18 protein-coding genes are annotated in these 20184 nt (G+C 58.6%); 8 read left to right on the forward strand and 10 right to left on the reverse strand.

Features of this window, described 5'->3' with window-relative positions; genetic code table 11:
- Positions 1–137 precede the first annotated feature (137 nt).
- Positions 138–674 carry a hypoxanthine phosphoribosyltransferase gene (gene hpt, locus F3I47_RS12115; protein WP_009092060.1) on the forward strand — a complete coding sequence of 179 codons (537 nt, stop codon included), beginning with the start codon at positions 138–140 and terminating at the stop codon, positions 672–674.
- 80 nt (positions 675–754) lie between these two features.
- Here hpt and can read toward each other — a convergent pair whose 3' ends face one another.
- The gene (gene can / locus F3I47_RS12120) at positions 755–1411 is read right to left on the reverse strand and encodes a carbonate dehydratase (RefSeq protein WP_033736612.1); all 657 of its coding nucleotides are present in this window, start codon (positions 1409–1411) and stop codon (positions 755–757) included.
- A gap of 108 nt (positions 1412–1519) precedes the next feature.
- Here can and F3I47_RS12125 point away from each other — a divergent pair, with 108 nt between their 5' ends.
- The 3 genes from F3I47_RS12125 to F3I47_RS12135 all read left to right on the forward strand — a co-directional run bounded on the left by F3I47_RS12125 (position 1520) and on the right by F3I47_RS12135 (position 4650).
- Positions 1520–2449, forward strand: a complete 930-nt coding sequence (locus F3I47_RS12125; RefSeq protein WP_009092057.1) for an ABC transporter ATP-binding protein — start codon at positions 1520–1522, stop codon at positions 2447–2449.
- Positions 2446–3216 carry an ABC transporter permease gene (locus F3I47_RS12130; RefSeq protein ID WP_009092055.1) on the forward strand — a complete coding sequence of 257 codons (771 nt, stop codon included), beginning with the start codon at positions 2446–2448 and terminating at the stop codon, positions 3214–3216. Before F3I47_RS12125 ends, F3I47_RS12130 begins: the two co-directional genes overlap by 4 nt.
- A 420-nt stretch (positions 3217–3636) precedes the next feature.
- A complete protein-coding gene (locus tag F3I47_RS12135; RefSeq protein WP_009092052.1) occupies positions 3637–4650 on the forward strand; it encodes an acyltransferase family protein in 1014 nt (337 codons plus the stop codon).
- A 54-nt stretch (positions 4651–4704) separates the two neighbouring features.
- On the opposite strand, the gene panD is transcribed toward F3I47_RS12135, so the two are convergent.
- The 9 genes from panD to thpR all read right to left on the reverse strand — a co-directional run bounded on the left by panD (position 4705) and on the right by thpR (position 11764).
- Entirely contained in the window at positions 4705–5085 is a 381-nt protein-coding gene (gene panD, locus F3I47_RS12140) for an aspartate 1-decarboxylase (protein WP_009092050.1), read from the reverse strand.
- 47 nt (positions 5086–5132) lie between these two features.
- On the reverse strand, positions 5133–5987 hold the full coding sequence (gene panC, locus F3I47_RS12145; RefSeq protein WP_046101244.1) for a pantoate--beta-alanine ligase: 855 nt from the start codon (positions 5985–5987) through the stop codon (positions 5133–5135).
- A 15-nt stretch (positions 5988–6002) separates the two neighbouring features.
- Complete coding sequence (gene panB, locus F3I47_RS12150; RefSeq protein WP_046101245.1) at positions 6003–6797, reverse strand: 3-methyl-2-oxobutanoate hydroxymethyltransferase; 795 nt, start codon at positions 6795–6797, stop codon at positions 6003–6005.
- An 83-nt stretch (positions 6798–6880) separates the two neighbouring features.
- On the reverse strand, positions 6881–7366 hold the full coding sequence (gene folK, locus F3I47_RS12155; RefSeq protein WP_046101246.1) for a 2-amino-4-hydroxy-6-hydroxymethyldihydropteridine diphosphokinase: 486 nt from the start codon (positions 7364–7366) through the stop codon (positions 6881–6883).
- Positions 7363–8781, reverse strand: coding sequence for a polynucleotide adenylyltransferase PcnB (pcnB, locus tag F3I47_RS12160; protein ID WP_208971008.1), 1419 nt, complete (start codon positions 8779–8781; stop codon positions 7363–7365). The genes folK and pcnB overlap by 4 nt, the downstream gene beginning before the upstream one ends.
- A gap of 88 nt (positions 8782–8869) precedes the next feature.
- Positions 8870–9748: a tRNA glutamyl-Q(34) synthetase GluQRS gene (gene gluQRS / locus F3I47_RS12165; RefSeq protein ID WP_009092040.1), complete on the reverse strand. Its 879-nt coding sequence runs from the start codon at positions 9746–9748 to the stop codon at positions 8870–8872.
- A 73-nt stretch (positions 9749–9821) separates the two neighbouring features.
- The gene (gene dksA / locus F3I47_RS12170; protein ID WP_008925615.1) at positions 9822–10277 is read right to left on the reverse strand and encodes an RNA polymerase-binding protein DksA; all 456 of its coding nucleotides are present in this window, start codon (positions 10275–10277) and stop codon (positions 9822–9824) included.
- A 247-nt stretch (positions 10278–10524) separates the two neighbouring features.
- Positions 10525–11229, reverse strand: a complete 705-nt coding sequence (gene sfsA / locus F3I47_RS12175) for a DNA/RNA nuclease SfsA (RefSeq protein WP_058957914.1) — start codon at positions 11227–11229, stop codon at positions 10525–10527.
- A complete protein-coding gene (gene thpR / locus F3I47_RS12180) occupies positions 11207–11764 on the reverse strand; it encodes an RNA 2',3'-cyclic phosphodiesterase (protein ID WP_009092036.1) in 558 nt (185 codons plus the stop codon). Before thpR ends, sfsA begins: the two co-directional genes overlap by 23 nt.
- A gap of 36 nt (positions 11765–11800) precedes the next feature.
- Between thpR and hrpB the strand changes: the two genes are divergently transcribed.
- From hrpB to fhuC, 4 genes are all read left to right on the forward strand, one after another.
- Entirely contained in the window at positions 11801–14284 is a 2484-nt protein-coding gene (gene hrpB / locus F3I47_RS12185) for an ATP-dependent helicase HrpB (RefSeq protein ID WP_150028616.1), read from the forward strand.
- Positions 14285–14382: 98 nt separating this feature from the next.
- Positions 14383–16920, forward strand: coding sequence for a bifunctional glycosyl transferase/transpeptidase (gene mrcB / locus F3I47_RS12190; protein WP_150028615.1), 2538 nt, complete (start codon positions 14383–14385; stop codon positions 16918–16920).
- A 199-nt stretch (positions 16921–17119) separates the two neighbouring features.
- On the forward strand, positions 17120–19342 hold the full coding sequence (gene fhuA / locus F3I47_RS12195) for a ferrichrome porin FhuA (RefSeq protein ID WP_150028614.1): 2223 nt from the start codon (positions 17120–17122) through the stop codon (positions 19340–19342).
- Positions 19343–19381: 39 nt separating this feature from the next.
- Positions 19382–20176 carry a Fe3+-hydroxamate ABC transporter ATP-binding protein FhuC gene (fhuC, locus tag F3I47_RS12200; RefSeq protein WP_150028613.1) on the forward strand — a complete coding sequence of 265 codons (795 nt, stop codon included), beginning with the start codon at positions 19382–19384 and terminating at the stop codon, positions 20174–20176.
- The last annotated feature ends 8 nt before the right edge of the window (positions 20177–20184 follow it).

Genomic DNA, 20184 nt, shown 5'->3' on the forward strand with positions numbered 1-20184 from the left:
AATGCGCATTTGAGCCAGCCGCAGACAACTGTGAACAATTTTCGCGACGTAATCGTTTGCCTGCGCTGCGGCGCAGCCGACGTGGCGGCGTCTGTGATAGACTTCGGGGCTTTTCTGACGTAACCGGGCTGAACGCAATGAAACACACTGTTGAAGTGATGATCCCTGAACAGGCAATCGCCACGCGCATCGCTGAACTGGGCAAAGAGATTACCGATCACTACCGCGACAGCGGCAGCGATATGGTGCTGGTGGGGCTGCTGCGCGGCTCATTCATGTTCATGGCTGACCTGTGTCGCGCCATTGAGGTGCCGCATGAAGTCGATTTTATGACCGCCTCCAGTTACGGCAGCGGCATGTCCAGCTCACGTGATGTGAAAATCCTGAAAGATCTGGACGAGGACATTCGCGGCAAGGATGTGCTGATCGTCGAAGATATCATTGATTCCGGCAACACCCTGAGCAAAGTGCGGGAGATCCTGCAGCTGCGTCAGCCAAAATCACTGGCGATCTGCACCCTGCTGGATAAGCCTGAACGCCGCGAAGTCGAGGTTAACGTTGAGTATGTTGGCTTCGCCATTCCCGATGAATTTGTGGTGGGCTTTGGTATCGACTACGCCCAGCACTATCGCCATCTGCCTTACATCGGCAAAGTGGTGCCGCTGGAATCCTGACAGCACATAACCGCACATTCTTCCAAGGCCTGCACCCTCCGACTGGTGTAGGCTATGTCGCGTTTTGCGCCGCGATCGGTTCAGGCTTCGACCTTCATCTGCAGACTGGCGATGCCATTGCGGTAGCGCTGTTCCAGGATCTCCCGGCTGTCTGCCGTGACATCAAGGTTACGCAGGCAGCCGTCCTGAATGCCGTAAACCCAGCCGTGCAGTGAGACTTTCTGCCCGCGTTTCCAGGCAGATTGCACTACGGTCGAGTGTCCCAGGTTATAGACCTGTTCAATCACGTTGATTTCACACAGTTTGTCCAGGCGCTTATCCGGCGGGAGTTCCCCCAGCAACACGCTATGCTTGTACCAGAGGTCGCGGATGTGCAGCAGCCAGTTGTCGATCAACCCCAGCTCCGGGTTATCCATCGCGGCCTGCACGCCGCCGCAGCCGTAGTGGCCGCACACGATGACGTGTTCAACTTCCAGCACTTCAATAGCGTACTGCACCACGGACAGACAGTTCAGATCGGTGTGGATCACCAGATTGGCGACGTTGCGGTGAACAAAGAGTTCGCCCGGTTCCAGTCCGGTCAGGCGTTCGGCAGGAACACGACTGTCTGAGCAGCCGATCCACAGGAAGCGCGGTTTTTGTGCCTGGGCGAGCCGCTCAAAAAAGCCGGGATCTTCTTCAATCAGTAATTTTGACCATTCGCGGTTGTTACTGATCAGGGTGTTAATGTCTGTCATGGCGTTGAGCGACCGGTTACTGCGCAAGGTGCGCGCGCGTACTATATGCCAGGGCTGACTAAATTTAAACGGCATTACGATGCCACCAAAACAGGGTATGGATGCAGAATGACATATGCACTGGAACTTTCTCAGCTGACCAAGACCTATCCCGGCGGCGTACAGGCGCTGAAGGGCATCGATCTTAACGTTGAAGCGGGTGACTTTTATGCGCTGCTGGGGCCAAACGGTGCCGGTAAATCCACCACCATCGGGATTATCAGTTCGCTGGTCAATAAATCCGGCGGCAGCGTGCGGGTGTTTGGCTACGACCTGCAAAAAGATGTGGTGAATGCCAAGCGCCAGCTCGGCCTGGTGCCACAGGAGTTTAACTTTAACCCGTTTGAAACGGTGATGCAGATCGTCGTTAACCAGGCGGGTTACTACGGCGTCGGACGGCGTGAGGCCAATCAGCGGGCGGAGAAGTACCTGAAACAGCTCGATCTGTGGGGAAAACGCAGTGAACGGGCGCGCATGCTCTCCGGCGGGATGAAACGCCGTCTGATGATCGCCCGCGCGCTGATGCATGAGCCCAAACTGCTGATTCTGGATGAGCCGACGGCGGGGGTCGATATCGAACTGCGGCGCTCAATGTGGGGGTTCCTGAAAGATCTGAATGCCAAAGGCACCACCATCATTCTCACCACCCACTATCTGGAAGAGGCGGAGATGCTGTGCCGCAACATCGGCATCATCCAGAGCGGTGAGCTGGTGGAAAATACCTCGATGAAAGGGCTGCTGTCCAAGCTGAAATCAGAAACCTTTATCCTCGATCTGGCGCCGCGCAGTCCACTGCCCGCGCTGGAAGGATTCCAGTATCGCCTGACGGATACCTCCACGCTGGAGGTGGAAGTGCTGCGTGAGCAGGGGCTGAACAGCGTCTTCAGCCAGCTGAGTGCGCAGGGGGTGCAGGTACTGAGTATGCGAAATAAAGCGAACCGTCTGGAAGAGCTGTTCGTTGGCCTGACGACGCAGGGAAAAACAGGAGCAAAAGCATGACACATTTGTACTGGGTGGCGCTGAAAAGTATCTGGGCCAAAGAGATTAACCGTTTTGCCCGCATCTGGATCCAGACGCTGGTGCCGCCTGTGATCACCATGACGCTCTATTTCATCATCTTCGGTAACCTGATCGGGTCACGCATTGGTGAGATGCACGGCTTCAGCTATATGCAGTTTATCGTGCCGGGATTGATCATGATGGCGGTAATTACCAACGCCTATGCTAACGTCGCATCCTCATTCTTCAGTGCCAAATTCCAGCGCAACATTGAAGAGCTGCTGGTCGCGCCGGTGCCGACCCACATCATTATTGCGGGGTATGTCGGCGGCGGCGTGGCGCGTGGTGTCTGCGTCGGGGTTCTGGTCACGGCCATTTCGCTCTTCTTCGTGCCGTTTCACGTTCACTCCTGGACGATGGTGGCGGTGACGCTGCTGCTGACCGCGATTCTGTTTTCACTGGCCGGTCTGCTGAACGCCGTGTTTGCCCGGACCTTTGACGATATCAGCCTGATCCCGACCTTTGTGCTGACGCCGCTGACCTATCTGGGTGGCGTGTTCTATTCGCTGAGTCTGCTGCCGCCATTCTGGCAGGCCGTTTCGAAGCTGAACCCCATCGTCTATATGATCAGCGGGTTCCGCTATGGCTTCCTGGGCATTAATGACGTGCCGCTGGCCTTTACGCTTTCGGTATTGATCGCGTTTATTCTGGTCTTTTACGGGCTGGTCTATGCGCTGATTCAGCGCGGACGCGGATTACGCACCTGACGAAAGCTTTACCGAAGCCACGCAGCGAAACGCGCGTGGCTTTTTTATTGCCGGATAAAAAATCGCCGCCTTTTCCGGTTGTCACTGGCCTTAAAAAACGATCCTTTCTTCTGCTCCGTCTCTCTTTTTTCACGCGATTGCGGGAAATAGCCGCCTTTTTCGCCCTCCTGATAAAAAATAACCCTAAGCATTATCTGATATTAAAGTGGAACCGGTTTCTATCTTAATGATTCTCCACTGTTAAATTTTTTTTAAGATTAGCCTTAAGCCCCGACTGTTGTTTATTTCAGCGCGAGTGATCAGAATACCGCCGAATAAGGTTATTCCTCTGCTCAGGGACGAAAGGGCGGGAATGGAGTGTCTGTAATAAGAAGAATGGTCGCACATTCAGGGCCAGTTTTTAATCAAAGGCAGGAAAAGATGAATCGTATAACGTGGATCGACAATCTGCGGGGATTGAGTATTCTCGCAATCATTTTTTTGCACAGTACTATCGCTGTCCATAACAATGCCGGTCATTTTACCGCCTTCAGCAGCCTGCTAAATGAGATGCTGGCACCGGTAAGGCTGGGGCTGATGTTTTTTGTGTCGGGCTTATTTGTCGATGCCGGATTAAGAAAAGGCCTGGGTCCTTTTTTTAATAACAAGGTGCGCAGTATTCTCTATCCGTTTGTGGTCTGGGTGGCGGTTTATGGCGGGCTGAAAATTCTGTTCAGCTCAATGGCCAATACGCCGCAATCGCCGATGAATATTATTCTCTCTCACCTGACCGGTGGCGGCGATATGACCTGGTTCCTGCATTCGCTGTTTATCTTCTTTATTGTGATTATCTTTGCCCGCCATCTGCCGTTCCTGCTCGTGTTCGGCATCTGCATGGCGCTGAGCTGGGCACTGCCAGCCATTGACCCGGACGGCGTGTTTGCCAGTTTCGATAACAGCCACATTAATAAATCCCTTTATCTGTTTGTTTTCTTCTATCTGGGCGATTACGTGGTGAGAAAGCAGGTGGATATCGCGGAGAAAGTGCAGCACGGTCCGACCCTGCTCATTTCGGTGGCCAGTTTTGCGCTGCTCTCCTGCCTGAATATTTTTGTGCTGGATCGTCATTCGCAGGCATTACTGTCACCGCTGGCACTGCTGTCGGTTCCGTTCTTTGTCTGGATTGCGCTGAAGCTGAAGTCTGAACTGGTTTATTATATCGGCGTTAATTCTATCGTCTTTTACCTGTCGCATTATCTGGCGATTCAGTTCTTCAGTAAGATTGTGAAATTTGAAAGCCCGTCCGCCTGGGTTAACGATCTGAAGTTTATTTCGGCTTTCCTGGTGGCGCTGGCATTACCCTGGACGCTCTGTTTGATGAGAAAGCGTGGCTGGTTTAATTTCCTCTTTACGATGAAAAAACCGTCGAAGCCGCTGGCGGCCAAACCGGTTTAACGGAAATAACCGCAAAGAAAAAGGGCCGGCCGTATCACGGGCGGCCCTTTTTTATCAGGCGATCTGTACTGGCAGCGCTTTTGCCAGACGCTTCATCTGGTTGTCACCCTCAAAATAGGCGACCTTAGGCTGCCACTGACGCGCTTCCGCATCTTCAACCTGCACATAGGAGCAGATAATTAAAATATCGCCCTGGCAGGCGCAGCGGGCGGCCGCGCCATTCACCGAAATGATCTTTGAGCCACGCTCAGCCGCGATAGCATAGGTGGAAAAACGCTGACCGTTGGTGACGTTATAAATATCGATCGCTTCATATTGCAGAATGCCGGAAGCATCCAGGAAATCCTGATCGATTGCGCAGGAACCTTCGTAATTGAGGTCCGCCTGCGTCACTTTCACGCGGTGTAATTTGCCTTGCAGAACAGTGCGAATCATAGCCAGAAACCTTGTCAGAGAAATAAAGTAATCTGTAGCGGGTGAGCTTACAGCGTCAGGTCAACGGTTTGGTTGTCAATCAGGCGGGCATTGCCCAGCCAGGCGGCCATCAGCACGACAGCGCGCTGGCTGTCCACCGTCAGCGGCTGCAGCGTTTCCGCATCGCAGATCGCCAGGCCATCAGGACGCAATCCCTGCGCGACCAGCGCCTCACTGGCCGCCTCGATAATCTCTTCAACATGGCGCTCGCCGTTTTCCAGCCGCGTCGCCATCTGACGCATCACCTGGCTCAGCACCGGGGCCAGCTGACGCTCATCGGCCGTCAGGTAGCCGTTGCGCGAACTCAGCGCCAGACCATCCGCAGCCCGTACGGTAGGCACACCGACAATTTCAATGTCAAAGCCCATATCGGCCACCATCTTACGAATGATAGCCAGCTGCTGAAAATCCTTTTCACCGAAACAGGCAATGTCGGGCTGCACCAGATTAAAGAGTTTGCTGACGATGGTGGCCACGCCGCGAAAATGGCCCGGACGGGTCGCGCCCTCCAGCAGAGAGGAGAGCACCGGCACCTCAACAAAGGTCTGATTCTGCGCGCCCTGCGGATAGACTTCAGCCGGCGAGGGGGCAAAGACGACATCCACCTGATGGCGGTTCAGCTTTTCGCAATCCTCCTGCAGCGTGCGCGGATAGCGAGCCAGGTCGTCTGCCCGGTCAAACTGCATCGGATTCACGAAGATCGACACAATCACGATGTCGCCGCGCGCCCGCGCCTCATCCACCAGCGTCAGATGCCCTTCATGCAGGTTGCCCATTGTCGGCACCAGCGCAATACGTTTACCCTGCTGACGCCAGCGACGGACTTCCTGGCGCAGCATCAGCAGCGTTTCAATGATCAACACGGTGACTCTCCCGAATTACTGAAAACTGTGCTCGGCCGCCGGGTAGGTACCGGCTTCAACTTCAGCGATATAGTGGCGAATCGCCGCGCGAACATCGCCGCTCTCCGCCAGGAAATTTTTGGCAAATTTAGGGATGTGGCCGCCGGTCACGCCCAGGGCGTCATGCATCACCAGAATCTGTCCATCGGTGACGTTACCGGCACCAATGCCGATCACCGGAATAGTGAGGGCGGCGGTGATCCGCCGGGCCAGCGAGACCGGCACGCACTCCAGCACCATCAGCTGTGCGCCCGCGGCTTCCAGCGCCAGCGCGTCGGCCAGCAGCTGCTCGGCTCCCGCTTCATCACGCCCCTGGACTTTATAACCGCCAAAGATATTGACCGACTGCGGCGTCAGCCCCAGATGACCGCACACCGGCACGGCGCGTTCGGTCAGCATCCGGACGGTTTCAGCCAGCCAGCTGCCGCCTTCCAGTTTGACCATGTTGGCTCCGGCGCGCATCAGCTGCGCAGCGTTGTCAAAGGTCTGTGCCGGCGTGGCATAGCTCATAAAGGGCAGGTCAGCGAGCAGCAGCGCCTGCGGCGCGCCACGGCGCACGGCGGCGGTGTGATAGGCGATGTCGCTGACCGTCACCGGCAGCGTTGAGTCATGCCCCTGAATCGTCATACCTAACGAATCGCCAACCAGTAGCACCTGAATGCCTTCATCGGCAAACAGGCGGGCAAAACTGAAATCGTAGGCGGTCAGCGTCGCGAATTTTTTACCGCTGGCTTTCGCCTGACGCAGATGTGAAATCGTGGTGGGTTTCATGGCGCTCTCAACTCAGGAATTCTGATGGGCGCAGTTTACTGGATAGCGTCAGAGAGCGGAATCAGAGAGTTGTGTTTGTCTGCTCAGCGCGGCCACAGGGTGATGCTGCGGCTGTCGAGCGTGGCCAGAATCGTGCTGAGCGCGCGGCCATCCGGCAGGCGAACATCCGGCGCAATCGCCAGCAGCGGCACCAGCATAAACGCCCGATTCAGCAGGTCATAGTGCGGCACCGTCAGCCGTTCGCTGTTGATCACCGCCTCGCCAAACAGCATCAGATCGATATCCAGCGTGCGCGGTCCCCAGCGCTCCGCCTTACGCACCCGGCCATGCTCCTGCTCAATGCGCTGGGTGTGGTCCAGCAGCGCTTCTGCGCTGAGATCGGTCTCCAGCGCCACGGCGGCATTCAGGAAGTCGGGCTGATCAGGCGGGCCATAGGGCGGCGTGCGGTAGAAGGGCGAGGTGGCAATGCGCTGCGTCTGCGGCAACGCATCCAGGGCGCGAAGCGCTGCATCAACCTGATGCAGCGGGTCGGCCAGATTACTGCCTAATGCCAGGTAAACCCGGGTCATGAGGCGTTCTGGTTGTCACGACGCGGCGCGGAAGAACGGCGGCGCGGACGACGCGATTTATGGCGCGGCACCGGATCGTCGCCGAGGTTGTTCAGCATGTTTTTCTGCTGCGGCGGCGCGGCGACCTGGAATTCGCCCCACCACTGGCTCAGACGCAGCAGTTCCGGGTTATTTTCCACTTCCGCCCGCAGCGCCAGCAGATCGTAAGCGGCGCGGAATTTCGGATGCTCCATCAGTTTCCAGGCGCGTTTACCGTGACGGCGCGACATGCGTAGCTGCAGCAGCCAGATATCGCGGATCAGCGAGGTGATGCGCTTCGGAATTGCCAGCGCACGGCAGGCTTCATCCAGCGTATCATTCATCGCCATCGCAAAGGCTTCAAAGTAGGTCAGGCCACTTTCCTGCGCAATGCGCTCTGCCGCTTCCAGCTGCGGATACCAGAACATCGCGGCAAACAGAAACGCCGGATTCACGCGCATATCATTCTGAATGCGGTTATCGGTGTTTTTCAGCACCTGCGCCAGCATGCGCTCCATGTGGCTGTCGCTGTTTTCCGTGAAATTGCGCGCCAGCGTCGGGAACAGCGGCTGGAACAGCTGATATTCACAGAGCTTCAGATAGGTGCTGTAGCCGTAGCCCGCCTGAAGCAGCTTCAGCGACTCTTCAAACAGGCGAGCCGGTGGAATATCACGCAGCAGCGAGGCCAGACGCGGGATCGGCTCTGCCGTTTCCGGCGCAATGCGCATGTTAAGCTTCGCAGCAAAGCGCGCCACGCGCAGCATACGGACCGGGTCTTCGCGGTAACGGGTTTCCGGATCGCCAATCAGGCGGATGATGCCCTGTTCCAGATCGCTGATGCCGCCCACGTAGTCACGCACGGTGAAATCCGCCACGCTGTAGTAGAGGCTGTTGATGGTGAGATCGCGGCGCTGAGCATCATCTTCAATCGAACCGAAAATGTTGTCGCGCAGCAGCATGCCGCTCTGGGCGCGCTGCGAACTGTTGCGATCCTCAGCCATCTCTTCCGCCTGATGATGTCCACGGAAGGTGGCAACTTCGATCACTTCCGGGCCAAACATCACGTGTGCCAGACGGAAACGGCGACCGACCAGACGGCAGTTGCGGAACAACTTGCGCATCTGCTCAGGCGTGGCGTTGGTCGTCACATCGAAATCTTTCGGTTTTTGCCCCAGTAGCAAATCGCGCACGCCACCGCCTACCAGATAGGCTTCATAACCGGCTTTATTGAGGCGATAGAGCACTTTGAGGGCATTTTCGCTGATGTCTTTACGTGAGATGGTATGGCTTTCACGAGGGATGATGGTCATAAGACGCTCTGGTTCAACCTCTGCTGGGGCTTCCTCTTCATCACGCTTCAGGACTTTCCGGCAAAAATTAGCTACTCGGGTAAAAATGGGACACCTCGACAGTGGCATAAAAAGGGTGTAGGTAAAATCAGCGGCTAATCATAGCCTGTTGAGAACCGTTTGAGAATGCTGTTGTCTATGCATCCGGTTTCAGGGCGTTCTCCTGCGGCATCAAAGCGATATTCCACTGCGACACCGCATCAGACAGCAGTTTGTCCTGCGTTAAGTCCTGCCAGCCGGGTGAAACAGGCTGTCCGAGAAAGCGCAACGCCGCCACTAACAGCGGCCGGGCGTCGCCATCCGGCAGCGACGGCGCATGATTCTGCTTCGACAGCTTATTACCGTCGTGATTAAGCGCCAGCGGCAGGTGCAGCCAGGCGGGCACCGCCCAGCCGAACTGCTGATAAAGCGCAATCTGCCGCACGGTCGGCTCAATGAGATCGGCGCCGCGCACCACTTCGGTAATCCCCTGAAAGTGATCGTCAACCACCACCGCCAGGTTATAGGCAAACAGCCCGTCGCGCCGGTGAATAATAAAATCTTCCTCTGCCAGCCCCCTGTCCGCCTCAACGTGACCGCGCAGCCGATCCTCAAAGGCAAAAACCGGGGCATGCTGACGTAAACGCAGCGCAGCATTCTCCGGCCCGCGATGCCGATCGCGGCAGTAGCCATCATAGAAACCGCCAATCTCCTGAATGCGGCGCCGGGGGCAGGTGCAGAAATAGCTCTGACGATGCTGCTGCAGCCAGGCCAGCGCCTCCCGGTAGGCTTCATGACGCTGCGACTGCCACAGCACCTCACCATCCCACTCCAGTCCATAGTGCGCCAGCTGATGCAGGATACGATCTGCAGCCCCCGGCACTTCGCGTGGCGGGTCGATATCTTCAATCCGCACCCGCCAGAGCCCGTTCTGCGCACGCGCGCTCAGGTAACTGCCCAGCGCAGCAATCAGCGAGCCGAAATGGAGTTCACCAGAAGGAGAGGGGGCGAAGCGACCGATACAGGAGGATGACATAGGTTTCAGAAGTGACCACGCAGCGGACAGGACAACAGGTGTACCGCTGCGTGGCAACAGGCTGGACGCGGCATCAGCCGGCCATTTGTTTCTCACGAATTTCTGCTAAGGTCTTACAGTCGATGCAGAGATCGGCGGTAGGACGCGCTTCGAGACGGCGGATACCGATCTCTACGCCACAGGAATCGCAATAGCCGAAGTCGTCATCTTCCACTTTCTTCAGCGTCTTCTCGATCTTTTTAATCAGTTTACGTTCGCGATCGCGGTTACGCAGCTCCAGGCTGAACTCCTCTTCCTGCGCGGCACGGTCTACCGGGTCCGGGAAGTTAGCAGCTTCATCCTGCATGTGCGATACGGTACGATCGACTTCGTCCCGCAATTGATTACGCCAGGCTTCCAGAATCTTGCGAAAATGGGTCAGCTGCGCGTCGTTCATATACTCTTCGCCCGGTTTCACCTGGTAAGGTTCGACGCCGGCGATAGCGAGAATACTCAGGGACGATGTTTTACGGTTTTGACCTTCTTGCATGTTGCTTCTCCTGGATAACACGCACTATACCCTTCGACTTGCGTCTCGCAGGGGCGTTGCTGCCAGCCTGCATTTGACATCTGCGGGGTACATCGATCCCCCATTGGGGAAAAAAACAGGCCGCTATAAATAACAGAAGCAGTCAGGGTTGGCAATTCTTCGTGAACACACCTTGACAAGCCTGTGAGGAACAGCGTAGTTGGCCCCCGATTCTGAGCATTCTTACCACATAAAATTGCAAAAGATATTACAAGGTTACGTTAACCGGCGTTTTAAGAACTATTCCCGCCGCGGATAAGTCTGCCTGATACGCGAAAACCTCTACACCCTCTCGCTGCGCCTGAGCCAGTTGTTCTGCATACGCCGCATCAATGTGGCGTGCCGGGGAAACGTCCTCAATCCCCGAGTGCAGAACGGCAAACAACAAAACGGCCCGATGACCCTCTGCCGCAACCGTCGCCAGTTCACGCAGGTGTTTCTGTCCTCGAATCGTCACCGCATCCGGAAAATAACCTTTACCTTCATGTAAAAGGGTTACGGATTTCACCTCAATATAGCAGTTGCGTCGGCCCTCTGCTCTGAGCAGGAAATCAATTCTGCTTTTTTCACTGCCATATCTGACTTCCGCCTGACGCTGGGCATAACCGGTCAGTTCCGCTATCCGGTTCTGGTCCAGCGCTTCGGCTACCAGTTGATTCGCGCGCAGCGTATTGACGCAGATCCACTCTCCCGCCTGCGTCTCGGTCAGCTCCCAGCTGTGCGGGTATTTGCGCGTCAGGCTGCCGGAGGTGGAGTACCAGACCCGATCGCCTGGGGTGGCGCAGCCGGTCATGGCGCCGGTGTTGGCGCAGTGAATCGTCAGCTGCTCGCCCTCGGGCGTCACGACATCGGCCAGGAAGCGCTTGTAGCGGGCGATCAGGCGGGCGGGCTTAAGAGGAGGAGAGAAGTGCATGGGGATCCTGAGAGCGTAACGGCCAGCTGGCCAGGGTGCGATAACGGGTACGGCCCCGGCTGTACTCCGAGGCAAACAGCGAAAACGCCGGGACATGAAAACGCCAGTGAAAGCCGCGCGGCGGCAGCGCCACGGGCTGTGTCGCCTGGCGTAACAGCGTAATGTGCGGATGAAACGGCTGCGGGCTCTGGTGGCAGCCGTGTCGGGCAGCCTGGGCCCGCAGCAGGCTGGCGAGCTGTAACAGACCGCGTGGGGCGCGCTGGCAGCCGAGCCAGACCACGCCGGGGCGCGGCCAGTGTCCGGCATCATCCAGCTCGAGATCGAAGCCGGGCTGATCAATGCGCGATGCCAGCGTCTGCAGGCGCTGGGAGGTCTCCGGCGCGACCTCGCCGAGAAACGCCAGCGTCAGGTGCAGGCTGGCGGCGGCCACCGGCTGGCCCGCCTCTGCAGGGAAGGTGTCGGCCCGCCAGCGCACCAGCTGTTGCTGCATCGCGTCAGGCAGGCTGATGGCAAAAAATAAGCGTTGTGTCGCCATGGCGCTCTCCGGCAAATATCACGGATGGATGCTACAATGCGCGCCATCTTAGCACAGGCAGAAGCGGAGTTTGTTGTGAGCGATTTACCGGTCAGCGCGGTGCTGCCTGACATTCTGGCGGCGCTGAGCCACGCCCCTCAAATCCTGCTGGCCGCACCGACGGGGGCGGGCAAATCGACCTGGCTGCCGCTGCAGCTATTACAGCAGGCGGCGCTGCCGGGGCGAATCATTATGCTGGAACCACGGCGGCTGGCGGCGCGCAACGTAGCGCAACGGCTGGCGGAGCAGCTCGGCGAGCAGCCGGGGGCGACGGTAGGATTCAGGATGCGCGGCGAAAGCTGCGTCGGACCAGAGACGCGACTGGAAGTGGTGACCGAAGGCATGCTGACGCGCATGCTTCAGCACGACCCGATGCTGGAGGGTGTGTCGCTGGTGATCCTGGATGAGTTTCACGAGCGCAGCCTGCAGGCCGATCTGGCGCTGGCGCTGCTGCTTGATGTGCAGCAGGGGCTGCGCGACGACCTCAGAATCCTGCTGATGTCCGCCACGCTGGACAATGCCCGGCTGGCGGCGCTGCTGCCCGACGCCCCGCTGATCGTCTCAGAAGGACGCAGCTTTCCGGTGGAGCGGCGCTATGCGTCGCTGAACCAGACGGTGCGTTTCGAAGAGGCGGTAGCGCGTGAAGTTGCCCAGCTGCTGCGGGAGGAGAGCGGTTCGCTGCTGCTGTTTCTGCCGGGCGTGGCGGAGATCGAACGGGTGAAGCGTGAACTGGAAGCGCGCATCAGCGACGACGTGGATCTGACGCCGCTCTACGGGGCGCTGCCGCTGGCGGCACAGCGCCGGGCAATCCAGCCCGCCGCGGCCGGACGCCGCAAAGTGGTGCTCGCCACCAATATTGCCGAAACCAGTCTGACCATTGAGGGGATCCGGCTGGTGGTCGACAGCGCACTGGAACGCAGCGCCCTGTTCGATGCCCGCAGTGGCGTGACGCGTCTGCAGACCCAGCGCATCAGCCAGGCGTCGATGATCCAGCGTGCGGGCCGCGCCGGGCGTCTGATGCCGGGGATCTGCCTGCATTTACTGCCGCAGGAGCAGGCCGCCCGCGCGGCCGCGCAGAGCGAGCCGGAGATCATGAACAGCGATCTCTCCTCGCTGTGGCTGGATCTGCTGCAGTGGGGCTGCACCCAGCCGCAACAGCTGCAGTGGCTGGATCAGCCACCGGTGAAAAACCTGGCGGCGGCCCGGCAGCAGTTAACCCGTCTGGGAGCTCTGGATGACCATGGCCTGCTGAATACCCTGGGGCGGCGCATGGCACAGCTGGGCAGCGATCCGCGCCTGGCGGCGATGCTCTGTGCGGCGGGCGACGAGGCGGATGCGGTTGCCAGCGCCGCACTGCTGGTGGCGATTCTGGAAGAGCCACCCCGCAGCGGCAGCGCCGATCTGCGAGATGCGCTGCACCGGCCTCAGGCACACTGGCAGCGGCGGGCGCAGCAGTGGCAGCAGCGACTGAAGGTGCGAGGCGGACGGGTCGATGAGGATCGTTTCGCCGGCTTGCTGGCGGTGGGGTTTGGCGATCGGCTGGCGCGGCGACGCGACCAGAGCGGCCGCTATCAGCTCGCCAACGGGCTGGGGGCCAGGCTGGATGAGCAGGATGGCCTGACGCGTCATGAATGGCTGATCGCGCCTGCCCTGTTACAGAGCAGCGCCGCGCCGGATGCCCGGATGCTGCTGGCTCTGCCGGTCGACATTGAGGCGCTGTGCCAGCAGCGGCCCGCCCTGGTTGAACGCCGCACCGAGGTTGAGTGGGATGAAGAGAAGGGCACGCTGCGCGCCCTGAAGCGTGAGCAGATTGGCGCACTGATACTCCGGACGCAGCCGATGGCAAAGCCGGAACCGGCGGTACTGCACGCGGCGATGCTGCGCTGGATTGCGGAAAAGGGGCTGTCCGTGCTCGGCTGGACGTCAGAGGCAGAGCAGCTGCGGGTGCGTATCCAGTGTGCGGCGCAGTGGCTGCCGGAAGAGTGCTGGCCTGGTGTCGATGATGCGGCACTGCTTGAGCGTCTGCCGGAGTGGCTGCTGCCGCAGATGACCACGGTGCGCGATCTCCGCAGCCTGCAGGCGGTAAACCTGACCTCCGCACTCTTACATTTACTCACATGGTCACAACGTCAGCGGCTGGATAGTGCGCTGCCAACTCATTACACTGTGCCGACCGGAAGCCGGCTGCCGATTCGCTACGATGCGGAGAAGCCGCCCGCGCTGGCGGTACGGATTCAGGAGATGTTTGGTGAAGCGCAGAACCCCACCGTAGCGGAAGGACGCATCCCGCTGGTGCTGGAGCTGTTATCGCCCGCCCAGCGGCCGTTGCAGATCACCCGCGATCTGGCGGCGTTCTGGCGCGGTGCCTGGCCGGAGGTCAGGAAAGAGATGAAGGGACGGTATCCGAAACACCTCTGGCCCGACGATCCGGCTACCGCCTTGCCAACAAGGCGAACCAAAAAAATGTCCCCGCAGGGTTGAGTCCACTGGATCGAATTCAGAGGGTTCTGCCATGCGTTATGCGAGAAAGCAGTTAGAGTAGCGGCGCTGCCGTAAGCACTGCCTGGAGAAGAAAAGTAATGTCTGGGAACGATCGCGAACCAATAGGGCGCAAAGGTAAAGCGTTGCCGCCGCGCAGCAGTGCGGGGCGGGGACGACGCAGGGATATCGAACAGGATATCGACCAGGACGATTTTAATGATGACGAGGAGGAAGCGCCGGTGCCACGTAAAGGTAAAGGTGGAAAACCGCCGCGCGGCAAACGCCGTTGGCTGGGATGGATAATTAAACTGTTCCTGGTGTTTGTGGTGGTTATGGCCGCGTGGGGCATCTACCTCGACTCGGAAATTCGCAGCCGTATCGACGGTAAAGTGTGGCAACTGCCCGCCACCGTCTATGGCCGCATGGTCAGCCTGGAACCGGGCATGGCCTACAACAAAAGTGAAATGGTCGCCCTGCTGGAAGGCACCCAGTATCGCGAAGTGTCGCGCATTACCCGTCCCGGCGAGTTTTCGGTGAAGGGCAACACGATCGAGCTGCTGCGTCGTCCGTTTGATTTCCCCGACAGTAAAGAGGGGCAGATCCATGCACGCATGAGCTTCAGCAAGGATGAGCTGAGCGAGATTAAAAACCTCGAAACCGGTCGCGATTTTGGCTTCTTCCGCCTCGATCCCCGGCTGATCACCATGCTGCAGTCGCCAAATGGCGAACAGCGACTCTTTGTGCCCCGCGCCGGTTTCCCGGATCTGCTGGTCGATACGCTGATTGCCACCGAAGATCGCCATTTCTATGAGCATGACGGCATCAGCCCTTACTCGATTGGCCGTGCCTTCCTGGCGAACATCACCGCCGGCAAAGCGGTGCAGGGCGGCAGTACGCTGACGCAGCAGCTGGTGAAGAACCTGTTCCTCACCAACGAGCGTTCGCTGTGGCGAAAAGCGCGTGAAGCCTATATGGCGGTGATCATGGATGCGCGCTACAGCAAAGATCGCATTCTGGAGCTCTACCTGAACGAAGTCTATCTCGGCCAGGCGGGCAGCGATCAGATCCGCGGTTTCCCGCTGGCGAGCCTCTACTACTTTGGCCGTCCGGTCGATGAGCTGAGTCTGGATCAGCAGGCGATGCTGGTCGGCATGGTAAAAGGTGCCTCACTCTACAACCCATGGCGTAACCCGAAACTGGCGCTGGAGCGACGCAACCTGGTGCTGCGCCTGCTGCAGCAGCAGAAGGTAATCGATCAGGAGCTGTATGACATGCTGTCGGCGCGTCCGCTGGGCGTGCAGCCGAAAGGGGGCGTGATCACGCCACAGCCTGCCTTTATGCAGATGGTGCGTAACGAACTGCAGGCGAAACTGGGCGATAAGATCAAAGATCTCTCCGGGGTGAAAATCTTCACCACGCTGGACCCGGTGTCGCAGGATGCGGCGGAAAAAGCGGTGGTTGACGGGATTCCGACGCTGAAAAAACAGCGCGGCCTGAAGGATCTGGAAACGGCGATGGTGGTGGTTGACCGCTTCAGTGGCGAAGTGCGCGCCATGGTCGGCGGTGCCGATCCGCAGTACGCCGGTTACAACCGTGCGCTGCAGGCGCGCCGTTCGATTGGCTCACTGGCGAAGCCGGCGACCTATCTGACCGCGCTGAGCCAGCCTAACAGCTACCGTCTCAACAGCTGGATCGCCGATGAGCCGATTGCGCTGAAGCAGCCCAACGGCAGCCTCTGGAAACCGATGAACGACGATCGTCGCTTCAGCGGCAAAGTGATGCTGGTGGATGCGCTCACCAACTCCATGAACGTGCCGACGGTGAACCTCGGTATGACGCTGGGGCTGGATGCGGTGGTGGACACCTGGACTAAGCTGGGCGTGGCGAAGGATCAGCTCAATCCGGTACCAGCCATGCTGCTGGGTGCACTGAACCTGACGCCGGTTGAAGTAGCGCAGGCGTTCCAGTCGATTGCCAGCGGCGGTAACCGCGCTGAGCTCTCGGCGGTGCGGTCGGTGATCGCCGAAGATGGCAGCGTGCTCTATCAGAGCTATCCGCAGGCGCAGCGCGTGGAACCGGCTCAGGCCGCCTATCTGACGCTCTATACCCTGCAGCAGGTCGCCGATCATGGCACCGCCCGTGCGCTGGGCGCGCGTTTCCCGAATGCGCATCTGGCCGGAAAAACCGGGACCACCAACGATCTGATCGACAGCTGGTTTGCCGGTATTGATGGCAAAGAAGTGGCGATCACCTGGGTGGGACGCGACAACAACCAGCCGACCAAACTCTACGGTGCCAGCGGTGCGATGCAGATCTACCGTCGCTACCTCGATAATCAGGCGCCAATGCCGCTGCAGCTGACGCCGCCGGAAGATGTCTCGCTGATGAACATCGACTCTGCCGGTAACTTTGTCTGCGGCACGGGCAGCAGCACCTGGCGCGCGCTGCCGGTCTGGGCGCTGGATCCGAATGCGCTGTGTCAGCAACAGCAGCAACAGGTTCAGCAGCAGCAACAGCTGTTCGATCAGCAGCAACAGCAGCAACAGCAGCAACAGCAGCAGCCGACCCAGCAACCGCAGGAGCAGAAAGAGAGCGACGGCGTAGCAGGGTGGATAAAAGATATGTTTGGCAAATAAATCGGCCAGATGGGTTAAAAAGGGCGCTTCGGCGCCCTTTTTTTGTGGTCTTTTATTACTCTTCAATCGCCCCGCAAACGGCGTCAACGCTGGGATTTGTTCTTGCAGTGCCCGCTGCAGTTCGCATATTATCTAATCCGTTATAATAATCATTATCGTTTCGATTCGCTCGCCTGAGCCTATTTTAAGAGACACTTTTATGAATGCGCGAACGCGTTTTGCCGACAACACCAAAAAAACATTTTCCCGACCGCTTCTGGGCGTCATGATTTCACTCAGCCTGAGCACCTCGCTGTATGCCGCGCAGACGGAGACGATGGTCGTCTCGGCAGAAGGCGGCAGTGGGGTCGAAGCCGAAAGCCCCTGGGGCCCGGCGCCGACGATCGCCGCGAAGCGCAGCGCTACCGGCACCAAAACCGATACCCCAATCGAAAAAAATCCGCAGTCCGTCTCCGTGGTGACCCGCGAAGAGATGGAGATGCGCAACGTGACCAGCGTCAAAGGAGCGTTTAACTACACGCCTGGCGTGCTGACCGGCAACCGGGGCAGCTCAGACGTGATTGATGCGTTGTCGATCCGCGGCTTCAGCGAAACCAACACCAACCAGTATCTGGATGGCCTGAAACTGCAGGGGGATAACTACTCGGAGTTTGCCCTCGACCCTTACTTCCTGGAGCGTGCCGAGCTGCTGCGCGGTCCGGTGTCGGTGCTCTACGGCAAAAGTAACCCTGGCGGCGTGGTCGCGCTGGTGAGTAAGCGTCCGACGCAGGAGACCCTGCGTGAAGTCCAGTTCCAGATGGGTAACGACAATCTCTTCTCAACCGGCTTTGATTTTGGTGGCGCGCTGGATGATGACGGTGTATACAGCTATCGACTGACCGGGCAGGCGCGCAGTCAGGATGCGCAGCAGGCGATGAACAAAGAGAAGCGCTACACCATCGCGCCCGCATTCAGCTGGCGTCCCGATGAGCGGACCCGCGTTGACCTGCTGACCTATTTCCAGAACGAGCCGGAAACCGGCTATTACGGCTGGCTGCCGCGGCAGGGCACGATCGTGCCGATCACCCGCGCGGATGGCCGTGAATATAAGCTGCCGACCAACTTCGATGAAGGCGAGCAGAGCAACAAGATCTCCCGCACCACCAAAATGGTGGGCTACAGCGCCGAGCACAGCGTCGACGACACCTGGACGCTGCGTCAGAACCTGCGCTACGCCGATCTGCGCACCGACTACCGCAGTATTTATGGCAATGGTTTCAACGCCGCGACGCAGGAGATCACCCGTGGGTCAGCAGCCTCCCGCGAGAAGCTGAATCAGTTTGCCGTGGATACGCAGGCGCAGGCGAAATTTGCCACCGGCCTGGTGGATCATACGCTGCTGCTGGGTGTGGATTTCCAGCGTACCCGCAACGATATCGACGCCCAGTTTGGCTCTGCCTCCAGCCTGAACGCCGTTAATCCGCAGTATGGCGATGACAGCGTGACGCCGTTTGCCGATCCTTATCAGCACCTTAATAAGCAGCGCCAGACAGGTCTCTATGCTCAGGATCAGATGGAGTGGAACCGCTGGGTGCTGACGCTGGGTGGCCGCTACGACTACGCCATGAACTCGGTATATAACCGGGTCACCGACACTGTTGATCGCCAGAACGACCAGGCCTTCACCTGGCGGGGTGGACTGAACTATGTCTTTGATAACGGTATCGCGCCTTACTTCAGCTACAGCGAAGCCTTTATTCCGAATGCGGGTGCCACTTATGATGGCGAAGCCTTTGATCCGTCACGCGCTAAGCAGTATGAAGCGGGCGTGAAGTATGTGCCGAAAGATCGTCCGGTAGTGCTCACCGCTGCGCTGTATCAGCTGACCAAAACCAAAAACCTGACTGCCGATCCCAATCCACAAAGGGCTTTCTTCAGCGTACAGAGCGGTGAGATCCGTTCGCGCGGCGTTGAGCTGGAAGCCAAAGCGGCGCTGAATGCCAACGTCAACCTGACCGCCTCATATACCTACACCGATGCGGAATATACCGAAGACACCCTGCTGAAAGGCAAAACGCCGGTGCAGGTGCCGAAGCATATGGCCTCACTCTGGAGCGACTACACCTTCCACGAAACCGCGCTGTCAGGCGTGACGATCGGTGCTGGGGTCCGTTACGTGGGTGAAAGCCAGGGGCTGTATGCTGAAACCCCAACTAATACCTCTGCTGGACTCTCTAACCAGAACTTTAAGGTTGCCGGTTACACCACGGTGGATGCGGCGCTGAAATATGATCTGGGCCGTTTCGGATTGCCAGGCTCGTCGGTGGGCGTGAACGTCAACAACCTGTTCAACCGCGAGTATGTCGCCAGTTGCTACCGTGAATACGCCTGCTACTGGGGTGCAGAGCGCCAGATTGTCGGTACCGCCACCTTCAGATTCTGATTTAACCGGGCGCTGCGGCGCCCGTTCACAGGGATTATCATGCCGTATCCGCACGCAGAAGAGGCCACCTTTACGCTGGATAACGCCAGCTTTGAGGTCCCGGGCCGAACCCTCCTCCAGCCACTTTCACTGACCTTTCCACCAGGCAAAATGACTGCGCTGATTGGTCACAACGGTTCAGGTAAGTCGACGCTGTTGAAAATGCTGGGTCGTCATCATGGTGCCAGCCACGGCGAGGTTCGTCTTAATCAGCAGCCGGTCGGGCGCTGGAACAGTAAAGCCTTTGCCCGTCAGGTCGCCTATCTGCCGCAGCAGTTACCGGCAGCCGAAGGCATGACGGTTCGTGAGCTGGTGGCGATTGGCCGCTATCCCTGGCACGGCGCGCTGGGCCGCTTTGGTCAGGAAGATCGCGACCGGGTGGAGGATGCGATTACGCAGGTGGGGCTTAAACCCTTTGCCGGTCGGCTGGTGGACAGCCTGTCGGGCGGTGAACGCCAGCGCGCCTGGCTGGCCATGATGGTGGCGCAGAACAGCCGCTGCCTGCTGCTCGATGAACCCACCTCGGCGCTGGATATTGCTCATCAGGTTGAGGTGCTGGCGCTGATCAAAAATCTCAGTGAGCAGCGCGGCTTAACCGTGATTGCGGTGCTGCATGATATCAATATGGCAGCACGCTATTGCGATCATCTGGTGGCGCTGCGTCAGGGAGAGATGATTGCCGAAGGTGACGCAGAGGCCATTATGCAGGCTGAGGTGCTGGGTGCAATTTACGGCATCCCGATGGGGATTTTACCGCACCCGCAGGGTGGCGCACCGGTCAGTTTTGTCTGTTAAGGAAAGGA

Origin of the sequence: Pantoea sp. M_10, assembly GCF_008631515.1 — a bacterium.
In the GTDB taxonomy this organism is placed as follows: Bacteria; Pseudomonadota; Gammaproteobacteria; order Enterobacterales; family Enterobacteriaceae; genus Pantoea; species Pantoea anthophila.

Excerpts from the sequence above, each read along its gene's own strand:
- hpt (WP_009092060.1), top strand. The coding sequence starts at position 138 with ATGAAACACACTGTTGAAGTGATGATCCCTGAACAGGCAATCGCCACG.
- can (WP_033736612.1), bottom strand. The coding sequence starts at position 1,411 with ATGACAGACATTAACACCCTGATCAGTAACAACCGCGAATGGTCAAAA.
- F3I47_RS12125 (WP_009092057.1), top strand. The coding sequence starts at position 1,520 with ATGACATATGCACTGGAACTTTCTCAGCTGACCAAGACCTATCCCGGC.
- F3I47_RS12130 (WP_009092055.1), top strand. The coding sequence starts at position 2,446 with ATGACACATTTGTACTGGGTGGCGCTGAAAAGTATCTGGGCCAAAGAG.
- F3I47_RS12135 (WP_009092052.1), top strand. The coding sequence starts at position 3,637 with ATGAATCGTATAACGTGGATCGACAATCTGCGGGGATTGAGTATTCTC.
- panD (WP_009092050.1), bottom strand. The coding sequence starts at position 5,085 with ATGATTCGCACTGTTCTGCAAGGCAAATTACACCGCGTGAAAGTGACG.
- panB (WP_046101245.1), bottom strand. The coding sequence starts at position 6,797 with ATGAAACCCACCACGATTTCACATCTGCGTCAGGCGAAAGCCAGCGGT.
- folK (WP_046101246.1), bottom strand. The coding sequence starts at position 7,366 with ATGACCCGGGTTTACCTGGCATTAGGCAGTAATCTGGCCGACCCGCTG.
- gluQRS (WP_009092040.1), bottom strand. The coding sequence starts at position 9,748 with ATGTCATCCTCCTGTATCGGTCGCTTCGCCCCCTCTCCTTCTGGTGAA.
- dksA (WP_008925615.1), bottom strand. The coding sequence starts at position 10,277 with ATGCAAGAAGGTCAAAACCGTAAAACATCGTCCCTGAGTATTCTCGCT.
- sfsA (WP_058957914.1), bottom strand. The coding sequence starts at position 11,229 with ATGCACTTCTCTCCTCCTCTTAAGCCCGCCCGCCTGATCGCCCGCTAC.
- thpR (WP_009092036.1), bottom strand. The coding sequence starts at position 11,764 with ATGGCGACACAACGCTTATTTTTTGCCATCAGCCTGCCTGACGCGATG.
- hrpB (WP_150028616.1), top strand. The coding sequence starts at position 11,801 with ATGCGCGCCATCTTAGCACAGGCAGAAGCGGAGTTTGTTGTGAGCGAT.
- mrcB (WP_150028615.1), top strand. The coding sequence starts at position 14,383 with ATGTCTGGGAACGATCGCGAACCAATAGGGCGCAAAGGTAAAGCGTTG.
- fhuA (WP_150028614.1), top strand. The coding sequence starts at position 17,120 with ATGAATGCGCGAACGCGTTTTGCCGACAACACCAAAAAAACATTTTCC.
- fhuC (WP_150028613.1), top strand. The coding sequence starts at position 19,382 with ATGCCGTATCCGCACGCAGAAGAGGCCACCTTTACGCTGGATAACGCC.